This is a genomic window from Pseudomonas syringae group sp. J254-4 (assembly GCF_032586855.1).
Lineage (GTDB): Bacteria > Pseudomonadota > Gammaproteobacteria > Pseudomonadales > Pseudomonadaceae > Aquipseudomonas > Aquipseudomonas amygdali.
Genome location: NZ_JAWHOO010000001.1, coordinates 413,840 through 438,429 on the forward strand (window position 1 = coordinate 413,840; position 24,590 = coordinate 438,429).

Genomic DNA, 24,590 nt, shown 5'->3' on the forward strand with positions numbered 1-24,590 from the left:
ACGCCGGTGCCCACCAGTTGCCCACTAGTACTACTGCTAGGTTGTTGCCCGGGTTCGGACTGTTAGGGTTAGGCAAGACCTCCAGCCACACGGACGCCTCAGGGAGTTCAGGCTTGGGGGGCGTCAATGACCAGAGCGCAAGGACTGCACAATTGTCAGACACCGCTGCGCTTGTCCCGCATCAATCAGCGAGGTCCGCTCCATGGCTGCTTCTACTTCCGTGCACTCCAACGCGCTCAATTTCATGAGTTGTCTGAAAAGCGGCGTTGACCCGCGCACCGGGCTATACAACATATCGATCAGCATGCCCGAACTGCAAAGCAATGACCTGCGCGGACCAGGGTTCCGACTCGACCTGTCCTACAGTCAGCTCAATACGCTGGACAGCGGCTATGGCATGGGCTGGAACCTACAGGTTTCGCAATACAACCCTGCCACTCAGATCCTGTCCCTCAGCACAGGCGAGACCTTCCTGGTCGACGGCACCGGCAGCAACGGCCTACGGACGATGACCGAGAAGAAAATTGACACCTTCCACTTCTACAAGATGGACGATACGTCCTACCGGGTGGTGCACAAATCAGGTCTGGTGGAAATCCTCGAGCTGCACATCAGCGGCAATAAAAGAATGGCCTGGGCGGTGAAAATCATCGCGCCGTCCGGGCACAGCATCACGCTCAAGCACAAGCCGTTCAACAGCAGCACCTACAGGCTTGCTTCGATCACTGACGACCTGGGTCAGACGCTGTTGGAAATTGCACGCAGCAGCACATCCGTCGAGCTGAAACTGCATCCGTATGCGGGCATTGGCGGTGCTCCACTGGCGCGCTTTTTGATGACCCTCGCCAGCAGCGACAAACGCGTATCGCGCATCACCCTGCCCACCGAGAATAATGCGTCATGGCGCTTTGAATATGGCCTGGAGAACGACCAGCAATTGTGCGTGAAGCATGTAGAGACACCGTCTGGAAGCAGCGAAGATGTTTACTACCAGGATGAAGGCCATGCGTTTCCATACAGCGCCGGTCGCCAGCCCCTACCCAGAGTGACCAGGCACGTCATCGATCCCGGCCTCGGTCAGGCAAAGGTCGATGTGCGATATACCTACAAGGACGGCCAGCAACGCTCACGAAATTTTCTCGGTGCAGGGCTGACCATCGCCTGGGAAGACAACGGCCTGGACAACCTCTATAAATACCTGCAGGACTACAACTATGTCTGTACCGAAAGCCTGTGGGTCGACAACAAGGCTGTGCGCAGCATAGAGCGAACCTTCAACCGCTTTCACTTGCAGACCCTTGAAGTCACCACCCAAAACAACAACCAGCAAACGGTCACGACCGCCTATAACATTCGGCCGGGCGAGCGTTACTGCATGCAGCCCAACAATTGTCAGCTACCCAGCGAAGTCACCACCCGTTGGCAACGGCTGGACGAGCCTGAGCGGACGCGCACAGAAACCGTCACCTATACCTATGACCTTTACGGCAATCCGCTGGTGCATACACGCGCCGACGGGATCAAAGAAGTCAGCAGCTGGTACCCGGCCGGCGGTGGCGACGGTTGCCCGGCCGATGCGGAAGGGTTTGTCTCCCGACTGAAAGAAAAAGTGGTCAAACCCGCGCCATCGTCGCAGTCCGGGGCGCCTACCCTGTCCACACGTTATCGCTACAGCACGCTGCCTGCACTGACCGGCAGCGAGTTACCCGACTGGATCGTGCCGGAAACCGAAACACTGCTGCAGCTTGAAAGCGATGGAACCTCTGTGGAGTTGCAAAAGATCCTGCTGGAGCATATCAACCAGCCGGACGCGCCTTTCCAGCATGGTCGAACCGGGAGAAATATCGAGTCCCTGAATGGAAAGGACACCGTTACCGTCTACGAGTACAGCCACTCCAGCATCAGTCACAGCAACAGCAGCAATAGCAGCAGCAATAGCAGCAGCCGCAAGAACAAGGGTAAGGGCAAGATCAGGATCAAGATCAAAGGCAAGGGCAAAGACCGGATCAAGATCAAGATCAAGATCAAGGGCAAAGGCAACAACAAGGGCAAGGGCAAGGGCAAGGGCAAACACTTGCAGGTCCCGGTACAGCTGATAGAGATCACCACTATCGGCTTTGACAACGCTCGCATAAGCAAGCAGCAACAGCAGTCGTTGTTGACCGGCCAGGTGCTGCTGACCCTGGAAGAAGGCGTAGAGATCCGCTATGTCTATGACGCGCTCAACCGGCTGACCAAAGAAACGATCGCACCGAATTCAAGTGCTGGCTATGAAGCCAGTCGCGAGTACGAGTACACCCTGTGTTCCGCCAGGGGACAGAGGGCAGAACAAGTGCTGACCGACGCCCGCAAGGTCAAGACCCGCTCTGTCATGGACGGCCTGGGCCGGGCAATACTCGAGGAACGGGACCACATCGACAGCAATGATCCGCAAGCAATGTGCATGATCCATACAGCGCAATACAACGCCTGGAACAATGTGCAATACGAAACGGATTACGACTGGTTCGACAACCAGCAACTGTTCGCTATGCGAAACACCTACACCTACGACGACTGGAACCAGCAATCTGTCATTGCCTCGGATCACGGCATGCAGACACACCAGTACCACGACCCCATCGGCAGTAAAGAACATAACGGTCCTGTTCAGAAGACGTGGGTGCAAAGCGGTGACGCAGAACCCCTGATCAGTGGTCGTAGCGAGACCTGGCTGAATATGTTCGGCAAGCCAGCCAGGATCAAGAGCCAGAACGCAGCAGGAAAAGATCTGGGCTCACAAACCTTTCTCTACGACGGAATGGGACGCTGCACGGAACAGACCGACGCGTCAGACCACAAAACGCAGTTCAGTTATGACGCCTGGTCGCGCATGGTCAGCACACGCTTGCCCGATAGCAGCGAGGCACATCGTGAATATGAACCGTTCAGCACCACCGAGCTGCCGACCAGCCTGAACGTGATTCATCCGGACGGTATTACCAAAACCCTGACAGGCCAACAGAAGTTCGACGGGCTCGGGCGTCTGACACTGGCCCAGGCAGGGCAACGTATCGAGCATTACGAGTATGAGGACGGTCACCGGCAGATCAAAACCCGCAAAACGGCCAAGGGTGATGACATTAGCTACACCTACAACCTGGCACTCACCGATCAGATCGTCTCCAGTGTCTCCAGTACTGCACCGGATGACGCTTCCCGTTTCGAGTATGACAACGTCAGTGCCCGCCTGATCTCTGCCACCAATAAGCAGAGCAAGCGCACTTACGCTTATGACGCGCATAACCAGCTAACCAAAGAGACCTGGGAAGATCTGCAAGGCCGGACCTGGCAAACCCTGCATCGGACATCCTTGCAGGGCCGTGCGATGTATCGCACCGATGTCGAACAAAAAGCCGTCAAAAACCCGGTTAAAGGTGTAGTCAAAGGCCGGAGCAAAGGCGGCGTCAAAAACAGTGTCAAAGGCGTTGAAACGATTTACCGGTATGACACCTTCGGCCGACTCGAAAGTGCCGTTCAGGGCAACGTGGAGGTGACCACCCGTTATGACACACTGGGTCAGCCCTGCGAGATGACGACCCATGACACAGTAGCCGGAACCAGCCTGGTAAACCGTATTGAATATGACGACCAGGGACAGGAAGTTCTCAGAACGCAGAATGCCGGCAATCACCCTGTACGTACGCTGACACAGCAATGGCAACCCGACGGGCTCATGCAAAGCCGTCATTTGCAGGAAGCGGGCAACCCGCTGCTGCTGGAAGAGTTCAAGTATGACGCTCGAGGTCGTCTGAGCGGCGTCACCTATTCAGGCAGTAACCGGCCAGTGCACGCATCCGGCAAAGCGATCATCAACCAGACGTTCATCTTCGACGAGCTGGACAACATGACCCTGACCGCTACCAGATTTGACGACGTCAGCAATGAGGCCGGCTTCAGCACTGAGAAGGCCATTTTCCGCTATGGCAAAGAGGGTGACCCCGACTCCAGGGACCGATGCCAGTTACTCGGCATCACCTACCTGCCTCCACGGGACACACCGGACCCGACGTTCAGCTATGACGCCAACGGCAATCAGTCCGCTGACGAGCATGGCAACCTGTTGTACTACGACAGTGAAAGCCGCCTTGTACGGGTGCACAAAGCGACAGGTGAGCCGATCAACACATACGCTTACGACAGCAATGATCATCTGGCCACCACCCGCAATGGCAGTGACAGCGAAATACTGCGTTTTTATCAGGGCCAGCAGTTGAGCAGCACGGTGCAGGAGGACCGACGTACTCAGTTTCTGCACATTGACGAGCAACCCATAGGCCAGCAGACCATCGGAGAACCTGCCGAAACCCTGCTGTTGCTGACGGATGCGAACCAGAGCGTTATTGGTGAGTTCCAGCAGGACACGTTGCGAACAGCTGTCTACAGCGCCTACGGAGAACGCCACAGCGATGACGCGCTGCTCAGCGTCGCTGGGTTCAACGGCGAGGTATGCGAAAAAGACACGGGCTGGTACCTGCTGGGCAACGGCTACAGAGCCTACAACCCCGGCATGATGCGTTTTCACAGCCCCGATTCCTTGAGCCCCTTTGGTGCAGGCGGGGTCAACCCCTATACCTATTGCCTGGGCAACCCCATTGCCTGGCGCGACCCCACCGGGCATGACGCCAGCTCCCAGAGCGGCAGGCTGCGACGGCCCGATGAGAATGCGATACCGGCAGAGATGCGGGGGGACCTGGGCCTATGGACCTGGGTCTCGCTCGCGGCTGGCGTAGTGTTCACGCTACTCAGTTACTACGCGACAGCTACCACGTTTGGAATAGCCACCCCCGTCACGGGCCCTGTAGCATTTCTAGGCTTATCGATGACCTCATGGGCGGGCGCCAACATTACGGCCGCAGTGTTGGCGACAGGGACCCTTATCAGTGCTGCATCAACGGCTGTCGGTACTTATGGTGCGGCGACGGGAAACACCAAAGCCATGCAAGCAGGGCAATACCTCGCCTATATCGGGGCCGCTGTAGAGATCAGTGGGGGGATATTGAGACATACGCTTAAAAGAGCGGTCCATGCTGCGGTCCACGTTGGGGACAATGCAACTAAGCCGGTATCGACGGGCAGACTATTCAGGTTTTTGAACAGGTCGAAGTCCACGTCTGAGGATGGGGCTGCTCCAACGAATCCAGCGAATTCAGGCGCAGGTAACTTAGCAGAGGATAAGTTGATTCCAATAGAGGCCGGAAAGTCAAAGCCTGTGCCACCGCGACCCAACCCGCGGCCAATGACAGGCCCTTACGCCAGGCGCAACCAGCAATCGGTAACTAATGAAGCATCATCCAGCGGCCCTTCACGGCTGGCACAAAGGACGGCTTTTACAAAACGGCTTGGCGAATTAGGACAGAACGTATACCTGGTTTCATACATGATTCGCAGGTGAGAGAACCGAACTTCCCGCCGCCGATAAAAAGCCCATCGCTGTCGGCGGCATTTCAGTCAACGCCTCTATTTCCATACCGTTACATTTGCCCTTCGGATTCTCTGCCCGAACAGACAAGCACAGCCCCATGAAAAATCCGGAACAACGTAAAAACTCAAGATTTTAAATGTATGACACTAATTTAGGAAATATCCTACACCTCCCGCCACTAACCAAAGCCCGCCAGAGACTTCGCAACTAACGCACCTACTGTAAACTCCCGTCCCGTCATGACGCACAACACAAACTGTCTATCAAGACACCATAAATAGTTACATTTCCATTCTTGTGACTTTAATACTTATAAGGTTTTTATCGTGAATAAAATGCTATCCGTACTAGGCCTTGCTCTGGCGACCACACTGACCGGCACTGCCGCATCCGCCAACTCCGGCACCATCCGTTTCGAAGGCAAGATAACCTCCACCACCTGCCCTATCGAAGTGGTCAATCCGGGCGATGGCTCTACCGGCAACCTGGTTAACATGGGCTCTATCGAGGCCAGCCGCTTCACCGGCATCGGTGACGAACTGTCTGGCAAGAGCTTTGCCCTGCGCGTCAATGACAACGGCAACTGCGGCCTGTCGGGTGGCAGCTTGAATGCGGCCAGAGTCACCTTCATCGGTGACGCGGACAGCAGCGGCGACTACTTCGGCGTCACCTCTACTGCCGACGGGGCAAAGGGCGTTGCGATTGTCATCAAGGACCAGACCGGGGTCTCGATCAAACCAGGCGACACGTCGGCGCCTTACACACTGCTCGACGGCGGTGTCACCGACATGGTGTTCAACGCCTACTACCGTTCGACAGCAGCTACCGTTCAAGCCGGTGCTGCCTCGGCGGATGTCCAGTTTGTTGTCGCGATTAACTGATACATCGACCCACTCGCTCACTGTGTAAGGATCGATAGTCTTTTCACGTGAAGCATCTTCAATACGTTCAGGTCCGTTTCGGATCTGAACGTACAAGGTAACTTTTCATGATGTGCCAACAGTCTTTTAAAAGACCTGCCCTCGCGGGGTGCACGATATTATTCATGTGCGCAGCTTATATACCTGCCAGCCAGGCAGCACTGACCGTCAACGCAACGCGCATAGTATTCGATGGCGACAAGCGCAGTACGTCGGTGGTCATATCCAATCCAAGTGATCGGCCGTTCGCGGTACAGACCTGGGTAAATACGGAGGCAGACGACACTGTCACCGTCGTTCCATTCGCACCTTCGCCGCCACTTTTTCGCCTTAATCCGGGCAAGGAACAACACGTACAGATCAATGGCCTGCCCCAAGACCTGCCCTCCGATCGTGAATCATTGTTCTACTTCAACGTGCAGGAAATACCTCAGGCCAACTCTTCGCAAGGCAATGTGCTGAATATTGCCCTGCGTACCCGTATCAAACTGTTTTATCGCCCGGTTCTGCTGACTGACAACCCCACTGCCCGCCTCAAGGACCTGCAATGGTCGGTCCGGCAGATTGCCGGCAAGGCAGAGCTGACCGCCATGAATCCGACGCCCTTTCATGTGTCGTTCATTCGCCTCGACGTCTCCGGTGATGGCAGGACTGAAAAGGTCAGTGAAGTCGCCATGCTTGGCCCGTTCAGCTCTCGCCATTACAAGCTCAACGAAACGAAAGCGATACCGGGCCTTCAGGTGGTGTTTGCCGCGATCAACGATTACGGCGGCTACAGCCAGCCGCTGACAGCTACGGCCACGCTGACTGACTGAAACAGCGCAGACCCGCTTCATCCCAGGACATTGAACATGACCCTATTACCCGATTCCGGGCTCATACCAGTGCGCCTGCGCTTTATGCAGGTGCTGATTGTGTGCGGCAGCGTTACCGTTGTGCTGGAGCCGACCAGAGCGGCAACCGCCGTCAATTTCCAGCCTGGCTTCCTGCGTCAGGGCCAGGACTATGACAGTGCGGCCGCGGCCAGCGTGCTGAACCAGTTGTCAGCTGTCGAGAGCCTCGGGCCAGGCGAGCATTGGGTAGAAATCCACGTCAATATGCGCTATTTCGGCCAACGTCAGATCCGTTTCGATGCCGACCCACAAGGCAACGGCCTGCTGCCCTGCCTGTCACCGGAGTTGCTGGAGCAGATCGGCGTACGTCTCGGCAGTCTGGCCGACCCGGCCTTGTTGCAAGTCGCCTGTGTCGCGCTGGGGCAACTGATTCCGGACGCCAGGGTCGTACTGGACGGCGGCAGACTGCAACTGTCGATCTCTATACCGCAGATCGCCATGCGCCGCGATGCCAACGGGCGAGTGGACCCGGCGCTTTGGGATTACGGCATCAACGCCGCCTTCATCAATTACCAGACCTCGGTGCAACAGACGACCCACAGGGAGACAGGCACCAGCAGCAACGCAGACCTGTACCTCAACACCGGTATCAACCTGGGATCATGGCGATTGCGCAGCAATCAAAGCGTGCGTCAGGATGCGCGGGGACATCGCGAGTGGACCAGAGCCTATGCTTATGCACAGCGCGACCTGCCTGGCACGCACGCTAACCTGACCCTGGGTGAAACCTACACCGGCGGCGATGTCTTCCGGAGCGTGCCGATCAAGGGCGGGTTGATCAAAACCGATCAGGAGATGCTCCCCGATTCCCTGCAGGGTTACGCACCGGTGATTCGTGGCGTTGCGCAAAGCAGGGCCAAACTGGAAGTGCTGCGCAACGGATACCCGATCTACTCCACATATGTCAGTGCCGGCCCCTATGAAATAGATGACCTGAACACGGCGGGCAGCGGCGAACTGGAGATCGTGCTGACCGAGGCCGATGGTCAGGTCCGGCGCTTTACCCAACCTTACTCGACCATGAGTAACCTGTTGCGCGAAGGCGTCTGGAAATACAGCGCCGCCCTGGGCCGCTTCAACGGTGCCTACGCCACCGAGCATCCGTGGCTGTGGCAAGGCACGCTGGCCGTTGGAACAGGCTGGAACTCGACACTTTATGGCGGACTTATAACCAGCGACTTCTACCACGCCGCTGCACTGGGCGTGTCACGGGACATGGGCACGCTGGGGGCGATGGCGTTCGATGTGACCCGGTCACGCGCCAGCATCGACCAACCCGGTCAGTCCAGCGTGCAAGGCATGAGTTACGCCATCAAGTATGGCAAGGCGTTCACTACCCAGACCAATCTGCGCTTCGCAGGTTATCGCTACTCCACCGAAGGCTATCGGGATTTCGACGAAGCCGTCAGTCAGCGCAGCAACGACGCTACGTTCACAGGCAGCCGCCGGAGCCGCCTGGAAGCTTCGGTTCATCAGAGAATCGGCTTACGCAGCAGCGTTGGTCTGACGCTGTCGCAACAGGATTACTGGGGCAGCGATATCGAACAGCGACAATTTCAATTCAATTTCAACACCCATCGTGCCGGGATCACCTATAACTTCTACGCCTCACAGTCACTGAGCGCAGCCAGTAGTAGCCGCGGCAACGACCGGCAGTTCGGCCTGAGCATCTCGATGCCCCTCGACACCGGCCATTCGAGCAATGCCACATTCGACCTGCAAAGCAGCGCCAATCGCCACAGTCAACGAGGCAGCCTGAGCGGCAGCCTCTATGAAAACCGCGTCAACTATCACGCCAGTCTGAGCAACGATGACGGCAAGCAGCAAAGTGCAGGCCTCGCGGCCGGCTATCAGGCGCCCTTCGCCAGCCTCGGCGCCGGTGTGACCCAAGGCAATGATTATCGAAGTGCATCAGTCAACGCCAGTGGTGCCTTGTTGCTGCATGCGGATGGCATCGAGTTCGGCCCGAATCTGGGCGACACCATCGCCCTGATCGAAGTACCCGATACACCCGGCGTTGGCATACAGAACGCTACCGGTGTCAGGACCAATAGTCGCGGCTACGCATTGATGCCCTATCTGCGTCCCTACCGCCATAACCCGATCACCTTGCAAACCGACCGACTGGGGCCCGAGGTGGAAATCGATAACGCCAGTACTCAAGTAGTACCTGCCAGGGGTGCCGTGATCAAGACTACTTTCGCTGCGCGCACGGTGACACGCCTGATCATCAATGCAACCACTGACGGTGGCAAACCGTTGCCATTCGGTGCCCAGGTGAGCGATGCGCAGGGCAACATTCTGGGCATCGCAGGTCAGGGCGGGCAGATTTTGCTGTCCACCGGCATGCAGGCACAAACCCTCGATGTCCGCTGGGGTGAGAAAAGCGACCCTCAGTGTCATCTGCACATAGACCCCGCCGGCATGCCTCTGGCCAAGGGCTACCGAATGCAAGACATGACGTGTGCCCAGTGACATCAGGTCTGAGCCATCCGCGACATTGTTATTTCAGGAATCCCCCCATGAACTCTGCATTGAACGCCCTGCTCCCCAGTCTGATCCTGTTGGGGACCAGCTATAGTGCTGCGGCTTATTCCGACCTACCGGATGACATACCGAGCAACGATTGCTATTGGATTTCCCCACCGGGAATAAAAGATTACCGGCGCGACATCGGCACGCTCTACGTCCCGAAAGACGCCGCAGTGGGCACCTTTATCGGCAGCATCGATATGCTTCACACCACGCCAGACAAGGCAGGTCTGGAGGCGGCCTGCAGAAATGACGGCACGGCTCTTCTGGAATTCAATGCAACGGCTACGGTTCCGATATTTCCTGGCACGCTGGAGCCGATAAACGGGGAAGACCTCACAGGCAAGATACTGCAAACCAATATTCCGGGCGTCGGAGTGCGGATAAGACTGGGGTATCCGTATGACAGGAACTGCAGCAATTGCTTCACGCCTGTAGGAGGAAGCGCCTCCGTTCCGTTCATCGGCCTCAACGACCACCAGAAAATGCTCACGAGCCTGCCTTTCGTTCATTTGAACAACTATGTAACGCTGGTCAAGACCGGACCGATCCCCTCCGGACCCAATGTGCTCAATGGCAGTGAACTGTTCTCCGGAAGCGTGACAACGCTTGGCAGGATCATGAAGTACGGGCTAACCGGCACGATACTTCAGGCACAGTGCAGCGTTGGTGCAGATCCGGTCAGTGCCGACCCGGTGCAGTTGGGTGAGTGGGACAGCGCGGACTTCACCGGTCCCGGCTTCACCACACCGGCAGTGCCCTTCAGTATTGCGTTGAGTAACTGCGAGACCTACATGGACGCAGGCTTCGTGGCAACGGCGCATATCCAGCTCGATGGTGTCGAAGGCTCGGTTCCCGAGGGCCCTGTCGGCAGCGGGGTTTTCACCCTGACCAGCGACTCGGACGCCAAGGGCATGGGGATTCAGATTCTCAAAGGTGATGGAGTCACGCCCATGGAGCTGCAGACCGAAGTGCCAATGATGGTAATCACACCCGGTAACGTTGTGCTGAACTTTTACGCCCGTTTCTATCAGACACAGGCCAGCAGCGCGATCCGGCCGGGCAAGGCCAAAGGGGCCCTCAGCTTCACGATGACCTACAAGTAGCAATGCGCCGTGGACTGCCAACCTGGCGGTCCATGACCTCCTCAGGGGTACAACGTTGGTCTGAGCGAAGGGAAAGACTGCCAGGAGAGCGTCTGGTCGAAACTCACACGCACCCGGACATCCAGCTGAGTGCCGAGATTAAATGCCTTCAAATCCGTTTTGCTGATAACACCGGCGTCGATTCTATCGTCCACCCGCGGCACCGGGTATTCATCCAGAACGTTCACGATCAACAACTCATTATCAGCACCGCTGACACCACGCACATCAATGGTGACGAACTGGTCAGTGCCCATGAATGACCAACTGTCGAGCGTGAACCTTGCGTAGCCTCCCTCGGCAATGTCTTGCAGGCTCAGAATCGTCCCGGAGACCTTGTCACACTGCACGACTGGAAAGCCTGTCATCCCCGGAATACGCAGAGTCAGAGTATGCTGGTCCGAACGATAAGGTGGTTCGGCGCTATTTTCGAACACCTCGTAGTACACCGGGATCGCCTTGCCGAAATGCTGGGCAATCTGTGTGGAAGGAATGTTGAACAGTCTCGAGTCTGCTACCTCCGTAAGAAAGGAACCCACACTGCCGGGCTCGGCCCATTGGACGCGGACGGTGTCACCGGGAGCAATCACGGCATTCTCGGGTATCGATACCACTGCGCCCCCATAAGCATCTACCGGATCGAGGGTACTGGCGTATGCCGAGCCTGAGGCCTTCTGAACCAGCGGGGGTGGCAGCACACGCTGTACTGGCTGAGCGCACACCAGCAGCGAAACAGCCAGCGCCCGGGGCCCGCTATTCCCCGAGCGATCCTTCAGCCTGTAGGACACGTAACGAATGCCATCGCCGCTCTCGAGAACCAGTTGCCTGTCGAAGGCAATATTAATCGCGCTTCCGATATCGGACTCTTCAAGCGTCAGGGTTCCGGTGCGCTCCGATCCCGTCGGCGTACTGCTCCAGTACCAGATAACGAGATCCCCGGGGTTCGGCAAAAAATACGCGGGCACTTCGGCCAGCACGGTGTCGCCATGAGAGTCCAGCCAGGCCGAGGTAAGACCATCCCTGATGATTTCTTCCGGAAAAATCAGCGCCCCTTCGTCTGCGAATACCGGTGCCGTTTTATCAATGACAAAGGCCAGTGTTTCGGATTCAGTCTGCACCTGGTTCGCGGTCTCGACGCTATAACGGAGTTGATGCCGGCCTTCGCCAAGGCGTTGCTGCTCGATCATGATGAACAGATCGACAGGCTGTACAGGTTCGGTCCAGACCTTCTCGTCCAGCAGCACGTCATTCCAGTACACGCGCAGATGCTCAGGGTTGCTTGGGGTGGGCTCGGAGTTTTGCCACATGGGAAAATCGACCCGCAACGGCGCGAGCCAGGCACTGCTGGGAAGCAGATTGGGCTCACCGCCGGGTACGTCAGGGAGGAGTTCGGCGATCAAGGGCGGCGCAAGCAGCACGCTCTTGCGCCATGAAGCCGGCCGAAAAAGGATTCTGATCCGTTCGATCCACGTTGAAATGACAGACATTAGCCGGGCCTCCAGCACGAGAAAGAGGTGGCCGACCCGTTTGCCGACCGCCATGCCCGTCAGTTAACACCCAGTTTTTTTCTGCGGATACTGGCACAAGTGATAGGACCGTTGGCGCATCAGCGCCATCGATCAAGCATCAGCCTCCCGCTTCGCTGTCGCTACCAGCTGTAACGCAAGCCTGCACTGGCGCCCCACGGCTGCTCGATGGCATCGCCATTGCTGTAATCGAAATCAGCATGCAACTGCAGGTTGTCAGACAGCGACACCGAAACGCCCGCACCCAATTCGCCACGGGAACCAGAGAGGTCGTTATTGAAGACGTTGTCGTTGACCTTGACCTCGTTCCTGTTGACGAATTCCTGGGCCACGGCAACCCGCACGTAAGGTTGCAGCGTACGTCCCTGGCCCAGATCGAAACTGCGCCCCGCCGTCGTACCGACCTTGCCGAGCAGCGACCGGCTGCGGTCACCTTCAGTATGCATACCGTTATCCAGGGCATAGTCCTTGCCCTGAACGACCAGGCCCGTCAGTTGGGTGTAGGGTTCAAGAAAATAACCGTTGTTCAGTTTGATGTGCCGACCCAGCTCCAGTGACGCGCCAACCCCCAGATTGTCGTAGTTGCCGCGCGTGCGGGAACCATCGCTGAGATTGACTCTGGCCTTGTTTTTGAACTGATTGAGTTTGATCACGCCATCGACGTAGTAGCCGCTCTCGCTGTCCAGCCAGGTGCTGTAAGCGCCCAGCGAGTAGCTGTCGACCTTGCCACTGGCACCGTGATCCAGACTAAGGTCGGACGAGCTTTGCCCGATCATGACACCCGCCAGCCATTGCCCCGGCCCCACAGGCAGCTTGCCATCTGCGCCAAGAGCAACACCGCTCTGAACCTGCTGATATCCGAAGCCCGAGGCGTCGGTGACATTGAATTTGTTGCCGTAGGTACGCATCCAGCCACCGGAACGGGCCTGGTCCATGCGCAACTCACCCATGCGCGAACGTAACGTGCTCAACTCTCCATACCAGACAGTCGGTGCGGTATTGAACAACGCCATGACAGTCTGTGCGCCCGGGCTGATGGTTCGGGTGGCGGTGTCCAGATACCAGTCGTTTGCGCCATGCTTGATCAGGTCATAGGACCATGCCCCCAGATCCACGGCGCCGCCTGCCAGGGAAAAACTGGCATCGCCGGCTGCGGCATGTACTACGTGCAGAGAGGTGTCACTGAGAGGATCGGTACCGGTGCTGCCGATAAGCAAGGAATGGCTGCCGGTTGCATTGCCGGTGATATCCAGAAAGTCTGTGGCCGCGCCGCCGAAATCCACGTCCATCATGAACGTGCCGCTCCCTGACAGGCTTGCAAGTGACAAGGTGTAAAACGAGGCCGCGTCACCAAACCTGACCGACCCGCCATTCATGGACACGTTACCCACCTGGCTGTTTTCGACCATCGTCCACTGCCCCCCGCTGGCGAGCGAAAAACTGGCGACGTTCTGCAGACGTCCGGTCAGGGTTGCATTGTTTTGTAATACCAGACCGGCATTACTGCCTGCGTCAGCGGATATGTCGCCCAGCAATTGACTGTTGTCGACGGTCATATTGGCTGTAGAACCGTTGATCAGCTCCAGTATCTTGCCGTTGCCGCCGGTCAGCGTGGAGCCATTTTTGACGAAAATAGTGGCAGTGGCAGGCGCCCCGGTGGGCGTTCCGACAATCAGTGCCGAATCCGTGACACCTTCAACCCGGGTCCCTTCCAGGGTCAATAGATTGCTTGAGGGCACGCCGGGGTCGGCACGCATACGGATGCCATATTGCTGCCCGGTGATGGTACTGTCGGACGCCTTCACAGTGGAGTCAAACATCTCCACGCCCCTGCCGTTGGTGCCCGTGGCCGTTACTGCGCTGTGCTCCAGTGTCAGATTGGCGAGCGAGCCGGCATTCACGCCACGATTGGTTGCCGTGATCGTGCTGCCGATAACCGTTGCCGTGGAGCCAACCATTTGCGCAGTGTTATTGCCCATCCCCATACCATCCGCGCCACCCGTCAGCTGGCTTCCGGTAATCAAGGCATTTGCCCCGGTCAACGAGACTGCTGTGCCGGTAGCCGCGCTGACCTGACTGCCATTGAGTGTCAGCTGCGCGCCGGTGACTGTAGATATTTGCAGGGTGGTCGCGCCATTGGCGGTCAGCACCCCATTGCTGCCCACCCGATAGCTGTCCAGCGGGGTCGTGGCATCAATGGTCGCGGGGCCATTGACAGAGGTTTGCGCAAAGACAGGACTGCTGGACAGGAAGGGGGAGAGAAACGCCATGATCTTTAGTGTTCGTGAGAGCGGAAGCAGCGCGAATGGAGCATTCATTATGGTGTATTACCTGAATGAAACGGCGTTGAACCCCGTGGTCCTTGCCCGAACTCGGCCACGAGAAAGAGGCCGGAAGGTTACGGGGATCAAACTGAATGCTCTGTAGGACGTTTCCTATGTAAATGTAGGGAGGTTCTGGTATTGAGGCTCTGCCAGTCGTTAATTTACGGGGAGGTACCGGTAAGCGTAGGCAAAATGCCCCCATACGCACAGCTTCATTAAACTGTTTGGGAGCAACCTGGACCGGCGCAATAACTGAAAACACGGCGCGCAGAGGATCGCAGGCACCTTCTGCCTGTGATCCGTCTTTAAAGCTCCCTACACGATAGGACACGCTCCATTTGCCCAGTACATACCCACCTTGGCAGTGGTTTCCAGTGAGGTAATGGTGGAGCCCTTCAGAGTGAACGAATACTTGATCTTCCCGCGCGCATCTATGCCATGACCAGCAGGGTCATAAGTGGGCAGAAGGTGTGTCGCGTATGGCGTGACCAGCCAAGTAAAGCCCGTGACTGGATAATCGTCCCCCAACACAATATCTTCGGTCTTTTCGGCACCTGAAATAGGCGTATCGTCATTTGGATCCGGCGGAAAAGCGTTCCAGTACAGAGTGACGGTATCGCCTGTCGCCAGATAGTTCGAAAGATCAGGAACGGCCACCCGCACACCGGGCTCTCCTGAGGATGGATTGGCAGGATCCTTATAGAGCGAGGTGCAATTCAGCCAGCCGCCTGAACTGGTACCTTCAAAGACCGGGGCATCGGGAGTGATGACCACAGCACTCACGTCGACCCGCGTATCCGGCGATTGTTGCGTATTCTCTGAGTCGGCGGCACGAATGCTGTAATGAACCGGCAAATCAGGGCGATTACCTTCAAATTCGATATAACTCCAGGGTATTTTGACCTCGCGCTCGTCTCCGGCCGCATCAGTGTCTGCCACGGTGTATTGCACCTCAGGCACATGGCTCGCGCCCCAGTAGAAATCTACAACTTCGCCCGCTAGAAGCGGGTCATAAAGTTTGAATCTGACACTGGCATCCTTCTTATCGTCCTGCGGCGTCAGGACATTCAGCGCGTTGGAAACTTCGCCGTAGACCTCGACCGGTAACAACTGATCGTTGACCGGATCAGGCCAGTCAGGATCAGGATCAGGAACGGGATAAGGCCCGATAGTGGAGAAATTGACATTGACACTGATGCTTTTCACTGCGGACGGAACAACGCCACGCAGGACTCGATAACTCACTGTAGTCGGCTGATCACCGCCAGTCGCTTGATCGTACTGATCACGCAACACCGTGTCAGGAACCCTGACCGAAAACGGAAATTGCGGGACCTCTCCCATGTACTCAGGCCACAGTACTGCTGTACCCCAAGTGACCTCGATACGATCGGTAGGCTTCCAGTTATCGAACGACTCGATCAGCACCTCGACGCCCATTCGTGCGTCAGGCAGGTTGATCAGATTATCCATAGGCAACGCCAGTGGCACCACCGGGTCCTTCAGATTGTCGGGCAGCAAACCCAATGCTACGTCAATACGCGTATAAGCAGACAGACGGCTGCGGTTAGTGGCCTTGTCAAAGAGGAAATAGGCGACGTAATAGGCCTCGTCCGTTGACCCTTCGATTGCCGAGACGGGAAATGTCACCGTGTTATTCGTCGCGTTGTCTACGCTGACAAATCCGATCGGGCTCGGAAGCCCAACCGGATCCACGGGTAAAACTCCGTTAACCCAATAAAAGGCTACTTTGTCGCCGGCCTGCCAGTCGCCATAGTCAGGCAGTGTACCGACCAGACCGCCCGGGTTGTTGTCGAGGAATTCCTGTGTCAACTGGGCAGTTGCCAGAACCATCGAACCAGGCTCTGACTGCCCGCCGGGCGGCGTGGTATCGACGATCAGCTTGAGCAGCGGGCTGATAGTCTCCTGGTCGTTCGGCTGCCTGATCCGATAGCGAAGACTATAAACACCGTCTGCCGGTTTGGGGAATCCAGGCGAAAGGGCGGTCAGCGGAATGTTGATCGTCTTTGGAAAGGTGCCAACGGCCACTGGCGCAGTGACCTTATCTGTGAACACTTCCACGAATCCGTCGTCAGCCGGTACTTCACCCACTGCCCAATCGATGAAAAAGGTATCGGATTCGTTATCGCCAGTGACCAACTGCGCCCACTGGGCGAGAGTAACGTCAAGCGATGCACCGAGCAAAACGTCCTTGTTCAACGTCCCGTCCGTCGGGTCCACGATGTTGGCCACTTGCGCCACTGCGAGCTCTGCCTTGAGGTCCATACCGCGCTGACTGCGCGCCAGCCGGTACGCGATGCGCGCCGTCTTGCTTTGTTCAGGTGTCAGTATTGTTTTCGAACCGACCATAATGAGCACTCCTTTGCTACCGATTGCCGCCCCCTCCCTTCACAGGAGCCCTGCGGCGGATTTATGGGTGAAAAGCTCTCTCAGTGAGCGCTTTTCTTCAGACCACAGGCCATCCGGGCCTATGCTCCAGCTGATTAAACGGCAGTTACCGGAGACGGGATACTGTCAGAACTAGCAGTAGCAGGGCTGAGCCGGAAAGCACGTTCGACAGCTTTTGTATCAGGCTGGATACATTTCTGAAATGCCCCCGACATTCGATCACGTCACCCTTCCGCCGCAACTCCCGGCGAAGTAGCATGAGGAGCAGCGTTGATCTTCAACAGCGGCCAGACAACGGCGGCACACGCAGGCGACAGACGCACTATGCAAGCACTTCACGATAACCCCCTGGATGCCACATCGACCGAACAACGCTGGAGCGTTCGCGCGCTGATTGTCGATGACGATGTGGCCATTCGCGAACTGCTCTGCGATTACCTGACGCGCTTCAATATCAACGCTCGTGGCGTCACCGACGGCACGCAGATGCGTCAGGCATTGACCGATGAAACCTTCGACGTGGTGGTGCTCGACCTGATGCTGCCCGGTGAAGACGGCCTGTCGCTGTGCCGCTGGCTGCGCAGCACCTCGGACATCCCGATTCTGATGCTGACCGCACGCTGCGAACCGACTGACCGGATCATTGGTCTGGAACTGGGTGCCGACGATTACATGGCCAAGCCGTTCGAGCCGCGCGAGCTGGTCGCGCGTATTCAGACCATACTGCGCCGGGTACGCGACGAACGCAGCGATCAGCGCACCACCATTCGCTTTGACGCCTGGCGGCTGAACAGCGTGCTGCGTCAATTGACAGCCGCCGACGGTCTGGTGGTGCCGCTGTCCAACGCCGAGTTCCGTCTGCTGCGCGTATTTCTCGAACGGCCGCACCGGGTGCTGAGCCGTGAACAGTTGCTGGACGCCGCCCGAGGCCGATCGATCGAAGCGTTCGACCGCAGCATCGATTTGCTGGTCTCGCGTTTGCGTCAGAAGCTCGGCGACGATCCAAAGAACCCGCAGTTGATCAAGACTGTGCGCGGTGAAGGCTATTTGTTCGATGCCAGGGAGCTGGGTTGATCCGCCGGTTCGACACGCTGTTTGCGCGCCTTTTCGGGGGCGCACTGCTGGCTATTCTGCTGGCGCATTTACTGGCTTTCATCTGGTTCACCCAATACGGCATGCGCCCTCCACCTGATGACCGCCCCGACGCGCAGCATTCGCAGGATGATCAAGGGCGACGTCATCGACCGCCACCGGGTGGCCCGCTGGTGCTGCTGTTCTTTCAGTTCGTCACCCTCATTGTTGCCGCATGGTATGGCGCCAAGGCACTGAGCCGCCCGGTACAGCGCCTGAGCGAGGCCGCCGAGCGCCTCAGTGAAGACCTGGACAGCCCGCCCCTTGAAATAAGCGGCCCGCAGGAAGCACGCCAGGCCGCGCAGACCTTCAACCTCATGCAGCGCAAGATCCGCGAACAGATGCAGCAGCGCGGGCGCATGCTGGCTGCGGTATCCCATGACCTGCGCACGCCCCTTTCGCGGCTCAAGCTGCGTGTTGAACAGATCGAAGAGCCAAGGCTGCATGGCCAGATGACACAGGACCTCAACGACATGATCAGCATGCTCGACGCCACGCTTGCCTACCTCAATGAACATCGGCGCAGCGAAGCGTTGCAGCAGTTCGACCTGCAGGCGCTGATCGAATCCCAGGCCGAGAATGCGCAGGACAATGGCGATGATGTGCAGTACCAAGGCCAGTGCAAGCCGCTCAGAACACAACCGATGGCACTGCGCTCGTGCCTGCAGAACCTGGTCGACAACGCGCTTCGCTATGCCGGTAGCGTCCATATCGTGATCGAGGACAGCGCCGAACGTGTACGCGTATCGGTCGTTGATCACGGACCGGGCATTGCCCCTGAATTTCACGAAGCGGTGTTTGAGCCGTTCTATCGCCTGGAAGGTTCGCGCAACCGCAACTCCGGCGGTATCGGCATGGGCATGAGCATCGCCCGTGAAGCTGCGCGAAGAATCGGCGGCGAGCTGACGCTTGCGCAAACACCGGGTGGCGGCCTGACCGCGATACTGAATCTGCCGCGCCTCTGACACATTCTGTATCACACCGCGTACAAAGCTTAAATCTCCAGGACAACTGACGCCCCGAGGCTGCAAAAGCCGGTACACCGCTACCGGACACATTTATCTCAGGGGAGTGAGACTCATGATCAACGGGATCAGCAGCAGCTTTTCCAGCTACACCAGCTCGACCAGTGCCACCGCCAGCACCAACAGCAAGAAGTTTCAGGAAGAGTTGCTGGCAAAACTGGACACCGATGGCGACGGCAGCATCGGCAAGGATGAGCTGAGCTCGGCCTTGTCGTCGAACAGCAAGGACGGCATTACTGTCAGCCTGAGCAAGGCGTTCAGCGATCTGGACAGCAATGACGACGACAGCCTGGATGCCGATGAACTGGGCGCCATGACGCCGCCACCGCCGCCGCCCATGCAGTCGGTCGATGAGCAGGCAGAAGACCTGCTCGGCTCGCTGGACAGCGATGGCGATGGCGCGATCAGCAGCGACGAGCTGACCACCGGCCTGAGCAATGCGGGCAGCACAGCGAACAGCAACCAGGTGTTCGATGCACTGGACACTGACGAAGACGGCACAGTCAGCCTTGAAGAGCTGGTCGCCGGTATGCAACCGCAACAGCCTCCTGCCGGTATGCCGCCTGCGCAAATGAGCACCTCCGGCAGCACTGACGGCGCCAGCCTGTTCAGTACCCTCGACAGCGATAGCAACGACAGTATCAGCACCTCCGAGTTGTCGGCCGCGTTGAAACAGAGTGACAACACCATTGATCAGGGCAACACCAACCAGATTGCCACTCAGGCCTTGAACAAGATGATCGCCGCACTCAGCGAAAAATATGACACCCAGAGCAGTAAGCCAGTCGGTAAGTACCTGAACACCGCTGCGTAAAGCGAGGCTCCGCCGCCCGTCCTGGTGCGGCGGAAACTTTCGCCGTCAGCGGCTGCTGCGGGCACGCTCGCTGCCGACCCAGTCGGTCAGCAGGCTATAGGCTACCGCCAGCAGGGTCGGGCCGATGAACAGGCCGATGAAGCCGAACGCCAGCAATCCGCCGAACACACCCAACAAGACAATCACCAGCGGCAGATTGCCGCCCCTGCTGATCAGGTATGGCTTGAGCACGTTGTCCACGCCACTGATGACGAACATGCCCCAGATGCCCAGAAATATCGCCATGCCGTACTCGCCCTGCCAGACCAGCCAAGCAGTGGCAGGCAGCCAGACCAGCGGCGGGCCCATCGGGATCAGACTGAACAGGAAAGTAAGAATACCCAGTACCAGCGCGCCGGGAATGCCCGCGATCAGAAAGCCGATCAGCGCCAGCAATGCCTGTGCCGCCGCCGTGCCTATCACCCCGTTGACCACTCGTTGTACCGTACCGGCCACCAGGTCCAGATAGTACTGGGCACGATCACCGATCAGACGCTCAAGCAGGCTGAGCACGAAGGCCGCCAGACGCGGGCCATCGCGGTAGAAAAAGAACGCGAAGACGATGCTCAGGGTCAGCTCAAGGATGCCGCCACCTATCTGTGCACTGCGCGCCAGCAGCCAGTTGCCGACCTCCCCCAGATAAGGCTTGACGGTATTCATCAGCGCCGCGCCCTGCTGATCGATGGTGGTCCAGAACCCCACCAGTCGCTCGCCCACCAATGGAACCCCTGCCAACCATTGCGGCGGATCGGGCAGCCCGTCCACCTGGATATCCTTGATCAGCGCCGTGGCATCACGCACATGATCAGCAAGATTGAACCCCAGCCAGACCAGCGGAGCCGCCACCAGCAACATCCAGCACAGGCTCATGACCAAAGCGGCCAGCGATTCGCGACCGTTGAACCAGCGTGTCAGCAGGCGCATCAGCGGCCAGCTGGCAAACGCCAGTACCGCGCCCCAGATCAGTGCCGACCAGAAAGGTGCCATCACCCAGAGGCAGGCACCGAATAGCGCCAGCAGCAGAATCTGCACCAGTAAACGATCATTGTTGAACATGCGGCATCCACTTATAGACTCGGAGGTCACGAGCATAAGGCTGAACAAGGCTGAGGTCAGCTATTGTTCTCCATAACCTTGCGCATCAGGGTTAGCGGATGACCTCGATCACCAGCCCCTTGCTATCGGCAGCGCCCGCTTCCAGACGCGCAGCGCGCACGCCCTTGGCGACCAGAGCGTCGCGCCATGCACTTGCACTGGGGCCGGAGACGGTTGCGCGCAGCGTGCTGTCCAGATTCAGACCGCGGGAAATCAGCGTGACCCAGGCTTCCTGTGGCTCGCCGCTCAGCCTGGGCAGCTCCAGCTTGCCCGTGCTTTTCAGTTGGCGCAGCAACGTGGCCGAGGTTGGCAGCAGTTCGCCCAGCGGCGCGGCGGATTCAAACTGCTCGACATGCAAGTATGCCCTACGGTTGCCGCGGGTGATGCTGTATAGCGCGACCAGGGTTTCGCTCCGGGGCTCGGCCAGACGCAACAGCAGGTAGGCCTGCCGGTCGTCCGCGCCATACAGCTTGGCATTGCCGAACACCTCGTTGGCCCACAGACTGCTTTCTCCGCAGTCACGCGCCTGGCACCAGAACAGCAATTCTGCACCCTGCTGCTGCAAGGCTTCACGAGCGGCGGTAAAGGCGTCGTCGGATGCATGTTCGGCAGGCAGTTGATAGGTAACCGACGTCAGAGTGCCACGTGCACTGATCTGGCCGTCGAAACGCAACTGACCGCTGATCTTGCGGATCGAGCCCATCGGATAGACACGCTCAAGCTCGGCGGCAGGACGATAGTCTACGATTTCGGTATCGGTCAGACGGGGCAAAATCTCCAGATCACGACTGCCCGGCGCATCGGCAGCGAAAAGGACAGCGCTGAACAGCGACATGCACAACGCCGCAACGGGAACACTTGATAAACGCATGAGTGCTCTCATCGGCAGGCAAGCAGGGGGCGAGAATAAAAAAGATCGCCGACAAGGCGGTCGCGAGAGGCTGCGGATTGATCCATCACGGTTGACTCCTGTTTCAACCCGCTCAGCGTCGGCAGTTGCCGGTCTCAAGTCAAGAAGCAGCGAAAAAGCGATTGATACAGTGTGCAACAGAACGTGCTCCCTGCTCATCGTTCAGGTGCAAATGATGCCCGCCGGCCAGCCGTTCGACGTCAAAGGGTAGCGCTGACAGCAGCTCCTGCCTTTGCGCCAGCATGCCATCGGAGGCAATCACCAATTGCGTCGGGCAACGAATGCCATGAACGAACGCCATGGCCTGTTGATCCGTGAAGCGTATTGCGGAGGGCAAGGTCAGGCGGCTGTCGCTGCGCCAGGTGTAACCACCCGGCACCGGCATCAAACCTCGCTGAGCCAGCAGCTCGGCCGCCTCGCGACTGACCGCCACCACGCCTTTCATCCGCGCCTGAATGGCTCGATCCTGATCCTGATAAACCGGTTTTTTCTTGTTCGCCAGTTCGAGTTGCGCCTGCATGGCGGCACCCATTCGCTCGGCGGCGGATTCGGCCTTGCCCGTCAATGGCAGCAGACCGTCGATCAGCGCCAGGCGCGTGACCCGCTCGGGTAGCGAGCTTGCCAGCACCACAGAAATGATCGCGCCCAGCGAGTGCCCCAGCAGGGCAAAGCGCTGCCAGCCAAGTTGCTCGGCGACGCGCAGCACGTCGAATGCATAATCAGCCAGTGCATAGGACGAGCCTGCTGGTCGGTGATCAGAATGACCGTGCCCCGCCAGGTCCAGCGCCACCACCCGTAACCCCTCAAGACGTGGTGCGAGCCGGGCGAAACTGTTGGCGTTGTCGAGCCAGCCGTGCAGCGCGATAACCGGCTGACCGTCCTCGGGGCCGTACAGATGAGCCGCCAGCTCGATATGCCCCAGGCTCAGGCGCACTTCCTCCACCGCAAGCGTCATGCACTGGCCCTGGAGGCACTGCGGGCATTCCAGCGTGCAAACAGCGTCTTGAGCAGCAACGCCGTTTCGTCCGGTCGTTCAAGTGGAAACATGTGCCCTCCGGGCATGGACAGGTATTCGCCTTCGCGCATGCGTCGGGCAAGGTAACCATGATGAGGCATGATCACCCGGCTGTGTTGGCCACGCACCATGGCCAGCGGTACCTTGAGCTGCCGCGATGGTACCGGGCTGGTGTGAGGAATGCTGCGGTAAATACTGATTTCCGTCGCCGGGTCAAAGCGCAGACGCAACTGCTCGCCATCCTGCTGCAGGCCGTGTTCAAGGTAAGCGGTCAGGCAATCGGGATCGAAATGGCGAAACAGGGTCTTGCTGGCAAAATAGGTGCGGGCTGCGTCCAGATCGGCAAATGCCTCGCGACGGCCCAGTGTGCGGCCCGCTGGCGTGATGCGGTCAATGAAACCCAGCCGTTTGGCTGCGCGGATGAACAACTGATCAGCCAGGCCCAGCACCGGCGAATCCAGCATCACCACGCCACGGTAAAGCTGCGGACAGCGCAGCGCGGCATGCAGGTGCAGAACCCCGCCCAGCGAGTGCCCCACACCCCATACCGGGCCGGGCTGCTCACGCAGATGATGGATCAGCTCATCGACCAGGTTCAGCCAGTTGTCATCCACCGGAAAGCGCGGGTCGTGAGCATGCTGATCAAGGTGCGTGACGGCATATTCCGGTGCCAGCGCGCAGAACAGCTTTCCATAGGTAGCCGATGGAAAACCGTTGGCGTGAGCGAAGAACACGGGCTGCGACATACCGATACTTCCAGAGGCCGTACGAGCCGCAATTGTGCGCAGCCGCTTCAAGCAACAGCAATGACTGGAACTGCCATCGCAGATGGCACTCCGGCCATCCACAAATCAGGCGCATGAACTCAGCGGGCAGGCGGCTCCTGGCCATGCGGCACAACCGCCACGGTAAGACGCGATATGCAGCTCAGCTTGCCCTCTTCAGTACTGATGCGGATGTCCCATACATGGGTGGTACGGCCGATGTGCACGGGACGCACAACACCGGTTACCCGTCCGGTACGCACACCGCGCAGATGGTTGGCGTTGACCTCGAGCCCGACGCAGAAATACTTGCTCGGGTCGACAATCAGGTAACTGGCCATCGATCCCAGAGATTCGGCCAGCACCACGGATGCACCGCCATGCAGCAGCCCGAAAGGCTGATGGGTACGCTGATCGACGACCATGCTGGCCGTCAGGGAATCGTCCGTGAACGATTCGAAGCGGATATCCAGCACCTCGCCAATAGTGTTTTTCTGAGCCGCCATAAGGGCTTCGATATCAGGAGCCTGACGCCATACACTCATGTTAAATCCTTTTTCAAAGTGGACCGCGTTCGCGGTGGT

Annotated in this window: 16 protein-coding genes; 8 read left to right on the forward strand and 8 right to left on the reverse strand. The window is 58.2% G+C overall.

Annotation, left to right across the window (positions count from 1 at the left end):
• Positions 1-202 precede the first annotated feature (202 nt).
• From RYB09_RS02005 to RYB09_RS02025, 5 genes are all read left to right on the forward strand, one after another.
• Complete coding sequence (locus RYB09_RS02005) at positions 203-5,434, forward strand: RHS repeat-associated core domain-containing protein (RefSeq protein ID WP_316887277.1); 5,232 nt, start codon at positions 203-205, stop codon at positions 5,432-5,434.
• A 356-nt stretch (positions 5,435-5,790) separates the two neighbouring features.
• The gene (locus RYB09_RS02010; RefSeq protein WP_316887279.1) at positions 5,791-6,345 is read left to right on the forward strand and encodes a fimbrial protein; all 555 of its coding nucleotides are present in this window, start codon (positions 5,791-5,793) and stop codon (positions 6,343-6,345) included.
• A gap of 107 nt (positions 6,346-6,452) precedes the next feature.
• Positions 6,453-7,199 carry a molecular chaperone gene (locus RYB09_RS02015; RefSeq protein ID WP_057403328.1) on the forward strand — a complete coding sequence of 249 codons (747 nt, stop codon included), beginning with the start codon at positions 6,453-6,455 and terminating at the stop codon, positions 7,197-7,199.
• A gap of 36 nt (positions 7,200-7,235) precedes the next feature.
• Complete coding sequence (locus RYB09_RS02020; protein WP_122258733.1) at positions 7,236-9,752, forward strand: fimbria/pilus outer membrane usher protein; 2,517 nt, start codon at positions 7,236-7,238, stop codon at positions 9,750-9,752.
• A gap of 47 nt (positions 9,753-9,799) precedes the next feature.
• Positions 9,800-10,915, forward strand: a complete 1,116-nt coding sequence (locus tag RYB09_RS02025; RefSeq protein ID WP_122258732.1) for a fimbrial protein — start codon at positions 9,800-9,802, stop codon at positions 10,913-10,915.
• A 41-nt stretch (positions 10,916-10,956) separates the two neighbouring features.
• On the opposite strand, the gene RYB09_RS02030 is transcribed toward RYB09_RS02025, so the two are convergent.
• From RYB09_RS02030 to RYB09_RS02040, 3 genes are all read right to left on the reverse strand, one after another.
• Positions 10,957-12,495, reverse strand: coding sequence for a hypothetical protein (locus tag RYB09_RS02030; protein WP_122258731.1), 1,539 nt, complete (start codon positions 12,493-12,495; stop codon positions 10,957-10,959).
• A 107-nt stretch (positions 12,496-12,602) separates the two neighbouring features.
• On the reverse strand, positions 12,603-14,798 hold the full coding sequence (locus RYB09_RS02035; RefSeq protein ID WP_316887282.1) for an autotransporter outer membrane beta-barrel domain-containing protein: 2,196 nt from the start codon (positions 14,796-14,798) through the stop codon (positions 12,603-12,605).
• A gap of 321 nt (positions 14,799-15,119) precedes the next feature.
• A complete protein-coding gene (locus tag RYB09_RS02040) occupies positions 15,120-17,174 on the reverse strand; it encodes a hypothetical protein (RefSeq protein WP_316887284.1) in 2,055 nt (684 codons plus the stop codon).
• A 363-nt stretch (positions 17,175-17,537) separates the two neighbouring features.
• Between RYB09_RS02040 and RYB09_RS02045 the strand changes: the two genes are divergently transcribed.
• The 3 genes from RYB09_RS02045 to xopAW all read left to right on the forward strand — a co-directional run bounded on the left by RYB09_RS02045 (position 17,538) and on the right by xopAW (position 20,183).
• Positions 17,538-18,287 carry a response regulator gene (locus RYB09_RS02045; RefSeq protein ID WP_122258728.1) on the forward strand — a complete coding sequence of 250 codons (750 nt, stop codon included), beginning with the start codon at positions 17,538-17,540 and terminating at the stop codon, positions 18,285-18,287.
• Entirely contained in the window at positions 18,284-19,309 is a 1,026-nt protein-coding gene (locus RYB09_RS02050; RefSeq protein WP_058400478.1) for a sensor histidine kinase, read from the forward strand. Before RYB09_RS02045 ends, RYB09_RS02050 begins: the two co-directional genes overlap by 4 nt.
• A gap of 115 nt (positions 19,310-19,424) precedes the next feature.
• Positions 19,425-20,183, forward strand: a complete 759-nt coding sequence (gene xopAW / locus RYB09_RS02055) for a XopAW family type III secretion system calcium-binding effector (RefSeq protein ID WP_316887287.1) — start codon at positions 19,425-19,427, stop codon at positions 20,181-20,183.
• A 45-nt stretch (positions 20,184-20,228) separates the two neighbouring features.
• Here xopAW and RYB09_RS02060 read toward each other — a convergent pair whose 3' ends face one another.
• From RYB09_RS02060 to RYB09_RS02080, 5 genes are all read right to left on the reverse strand, one after another.
• Positions 20,229-21,278, reverse strand: coding sequence for an AI-2E family transporter (locus RYB09_RS02060; RefSeq protein WP_058400476.1), 1,050 nt, complete (start codon positions 21,276-21,278; stop codon positions 20,229-20,231).
• Positions 21,279-21,369: 91 nt separating this feature from the next.
• Positions 21,370-22,188, reverse strand: coding sequence for a DUF4892 domain-containing protein (locus tag RYB09_RS02065; RefSeq protein ID WP_316887289.1), 819 nt, complete (start codon positions 22,186-22,188; stop codon positions 21,370-21,372).
• Between the two features lie 139 nt (positions 22,189-22,327).
• Positions 22,328-23,182, reverse strand: a complete 855-nt coding sequence (locus RYB09_RS02070; protein WP_316887291.1) for an alpha/beta hydrolase — start codon at positions 23,180-23,182, stop codon at positions 22,328-22,330.
• Positions 23,179-23,988: an alpha/beta hydrolase gene (locus RYB09_RS02075; RefSeq protein ID WP_316887292.1), complete on the reverse strand. Its 810-nt coding sequence runs from the start codon at positions 23,986-23,988 to the stop codon at positions 23,179-23,181. Before RYB09_RS02075 ends, RYB09_RS02070 begins: the two co-directional genes overlap by 4 nt.
• Positions 23,989-24,107: 119 nt before the next feature.
• Positions 24,108-24,551 (reverse strand): hotdog fold thioesterase, encoded by a 444-nt coding sequence (locus tag RYB09_RS02080; RefSeq protein WP_004664705.1) that lies wholly within the window; start codon positions 24,549-24,551, stop codon positions 24,108-24,110.
• Positions 24,552-24,590 lie beyond the last annotated feature (39 nt).

Bases quoted from the DNA above. Each gene is read 5' to 3' on its own strand.
- RYB09_RS02005 (WP_316887277.1), top strand. From the start codon at position 203: ATGGCTGCTTCTACTTCCGTGCACTCCAACGCGCTCAATTTCATGAGT.
- RYB09_RS02015 (WP_057403328.1), top strand. From the start codon at position 6,453: ATGATGTGCCAACAGTCTTTTAAAAGACCTGCCCTCGCGGGGTGCACG.
- RYB09_RS02020 (WP_122258733.1), top strand. From the start codon at position 7,236: ATGACCCTATTACCCGATTCCGGGCTCATACCAGTGCGCCTGCGCTTT.
- RYB09_RS02025 (WP_122258732.1), top strand. From the start codon at position 9,800: ATGAACTCTGCATTGAACGCCCTGCTCCCCAGTCTGATCCTGTTGGGG.
- RYB09_RS02030 (WP_122258731.1), bottom strand. From the start codon at position 12,495: ATGGCGGTCGGCAAACGGGTCGGCCACCTCTTTCTCGTGCTGGAGGCC.
- RYB09_RS02035 (WP_316887282.1), bottom strand. From the start codon at position 14,798: ATGAATGCTCCATTCGCGCTGCTTCCGCTCTCACGAACACTAAAGATC.
- RYB09_RS02040 (WP_316887284.1), bottom strand. From the start codon at position 17,174: ATGGTCGGTTCGAAAACAATACTGACACCTGAACAAAGCAAGACGGCG.
- RYB09_RS02045 (WP_122258728.1), top strand. From the start codon at position 17,538: ATGCAAGCACTTCACGATAACCCCCTGGATGCCACATCGACCGAACAA.
- xopAW (WP_316887287.1), top strand. From the start codon at position 19,425: ATGATCAACGGGATCAGCAGCAGCTTTTCCAGCTACACCAGCTCGACC.
- RYB09_RS02060 (WP_058400476.1), bottom strand. From the start codon at position 21,278: ATGTTCAACAATGATCGTTTACTGGTGCAGATTCTGCTGCTGGCGCTA.
- RYB09_RS02065 (WP_316887289.1), bottom strand. From the start codon at position 22,188: ATGCGTTTATCAAGTGTTCCCGTTGCGGCGTTGTGCATGTCGCTGTTC.
- RYB09_RS02070 (WP_316887291.1), bottom strand. From the start codon at position 23,182: ATGACGCTTGCGGTGGAGGAAGTGCGCCTGAGCCTGGGGCATATCGAG.
- RYB09_RS02075 (WP_316887292.1), bottom strand. From the start codon at position 23,988: ATGTCGCAGCCCGTGTTCTTCGCTCACGCCAACGGTTTTCCATCGGCT.
- RYB09_RS02080 (WP_004664705.1), bottom strand. From the start codon at position 24,551: ATGAGTGTATGGCGTCAGGCTCCTGATATCGAAGCCCTTATGGCGGCT.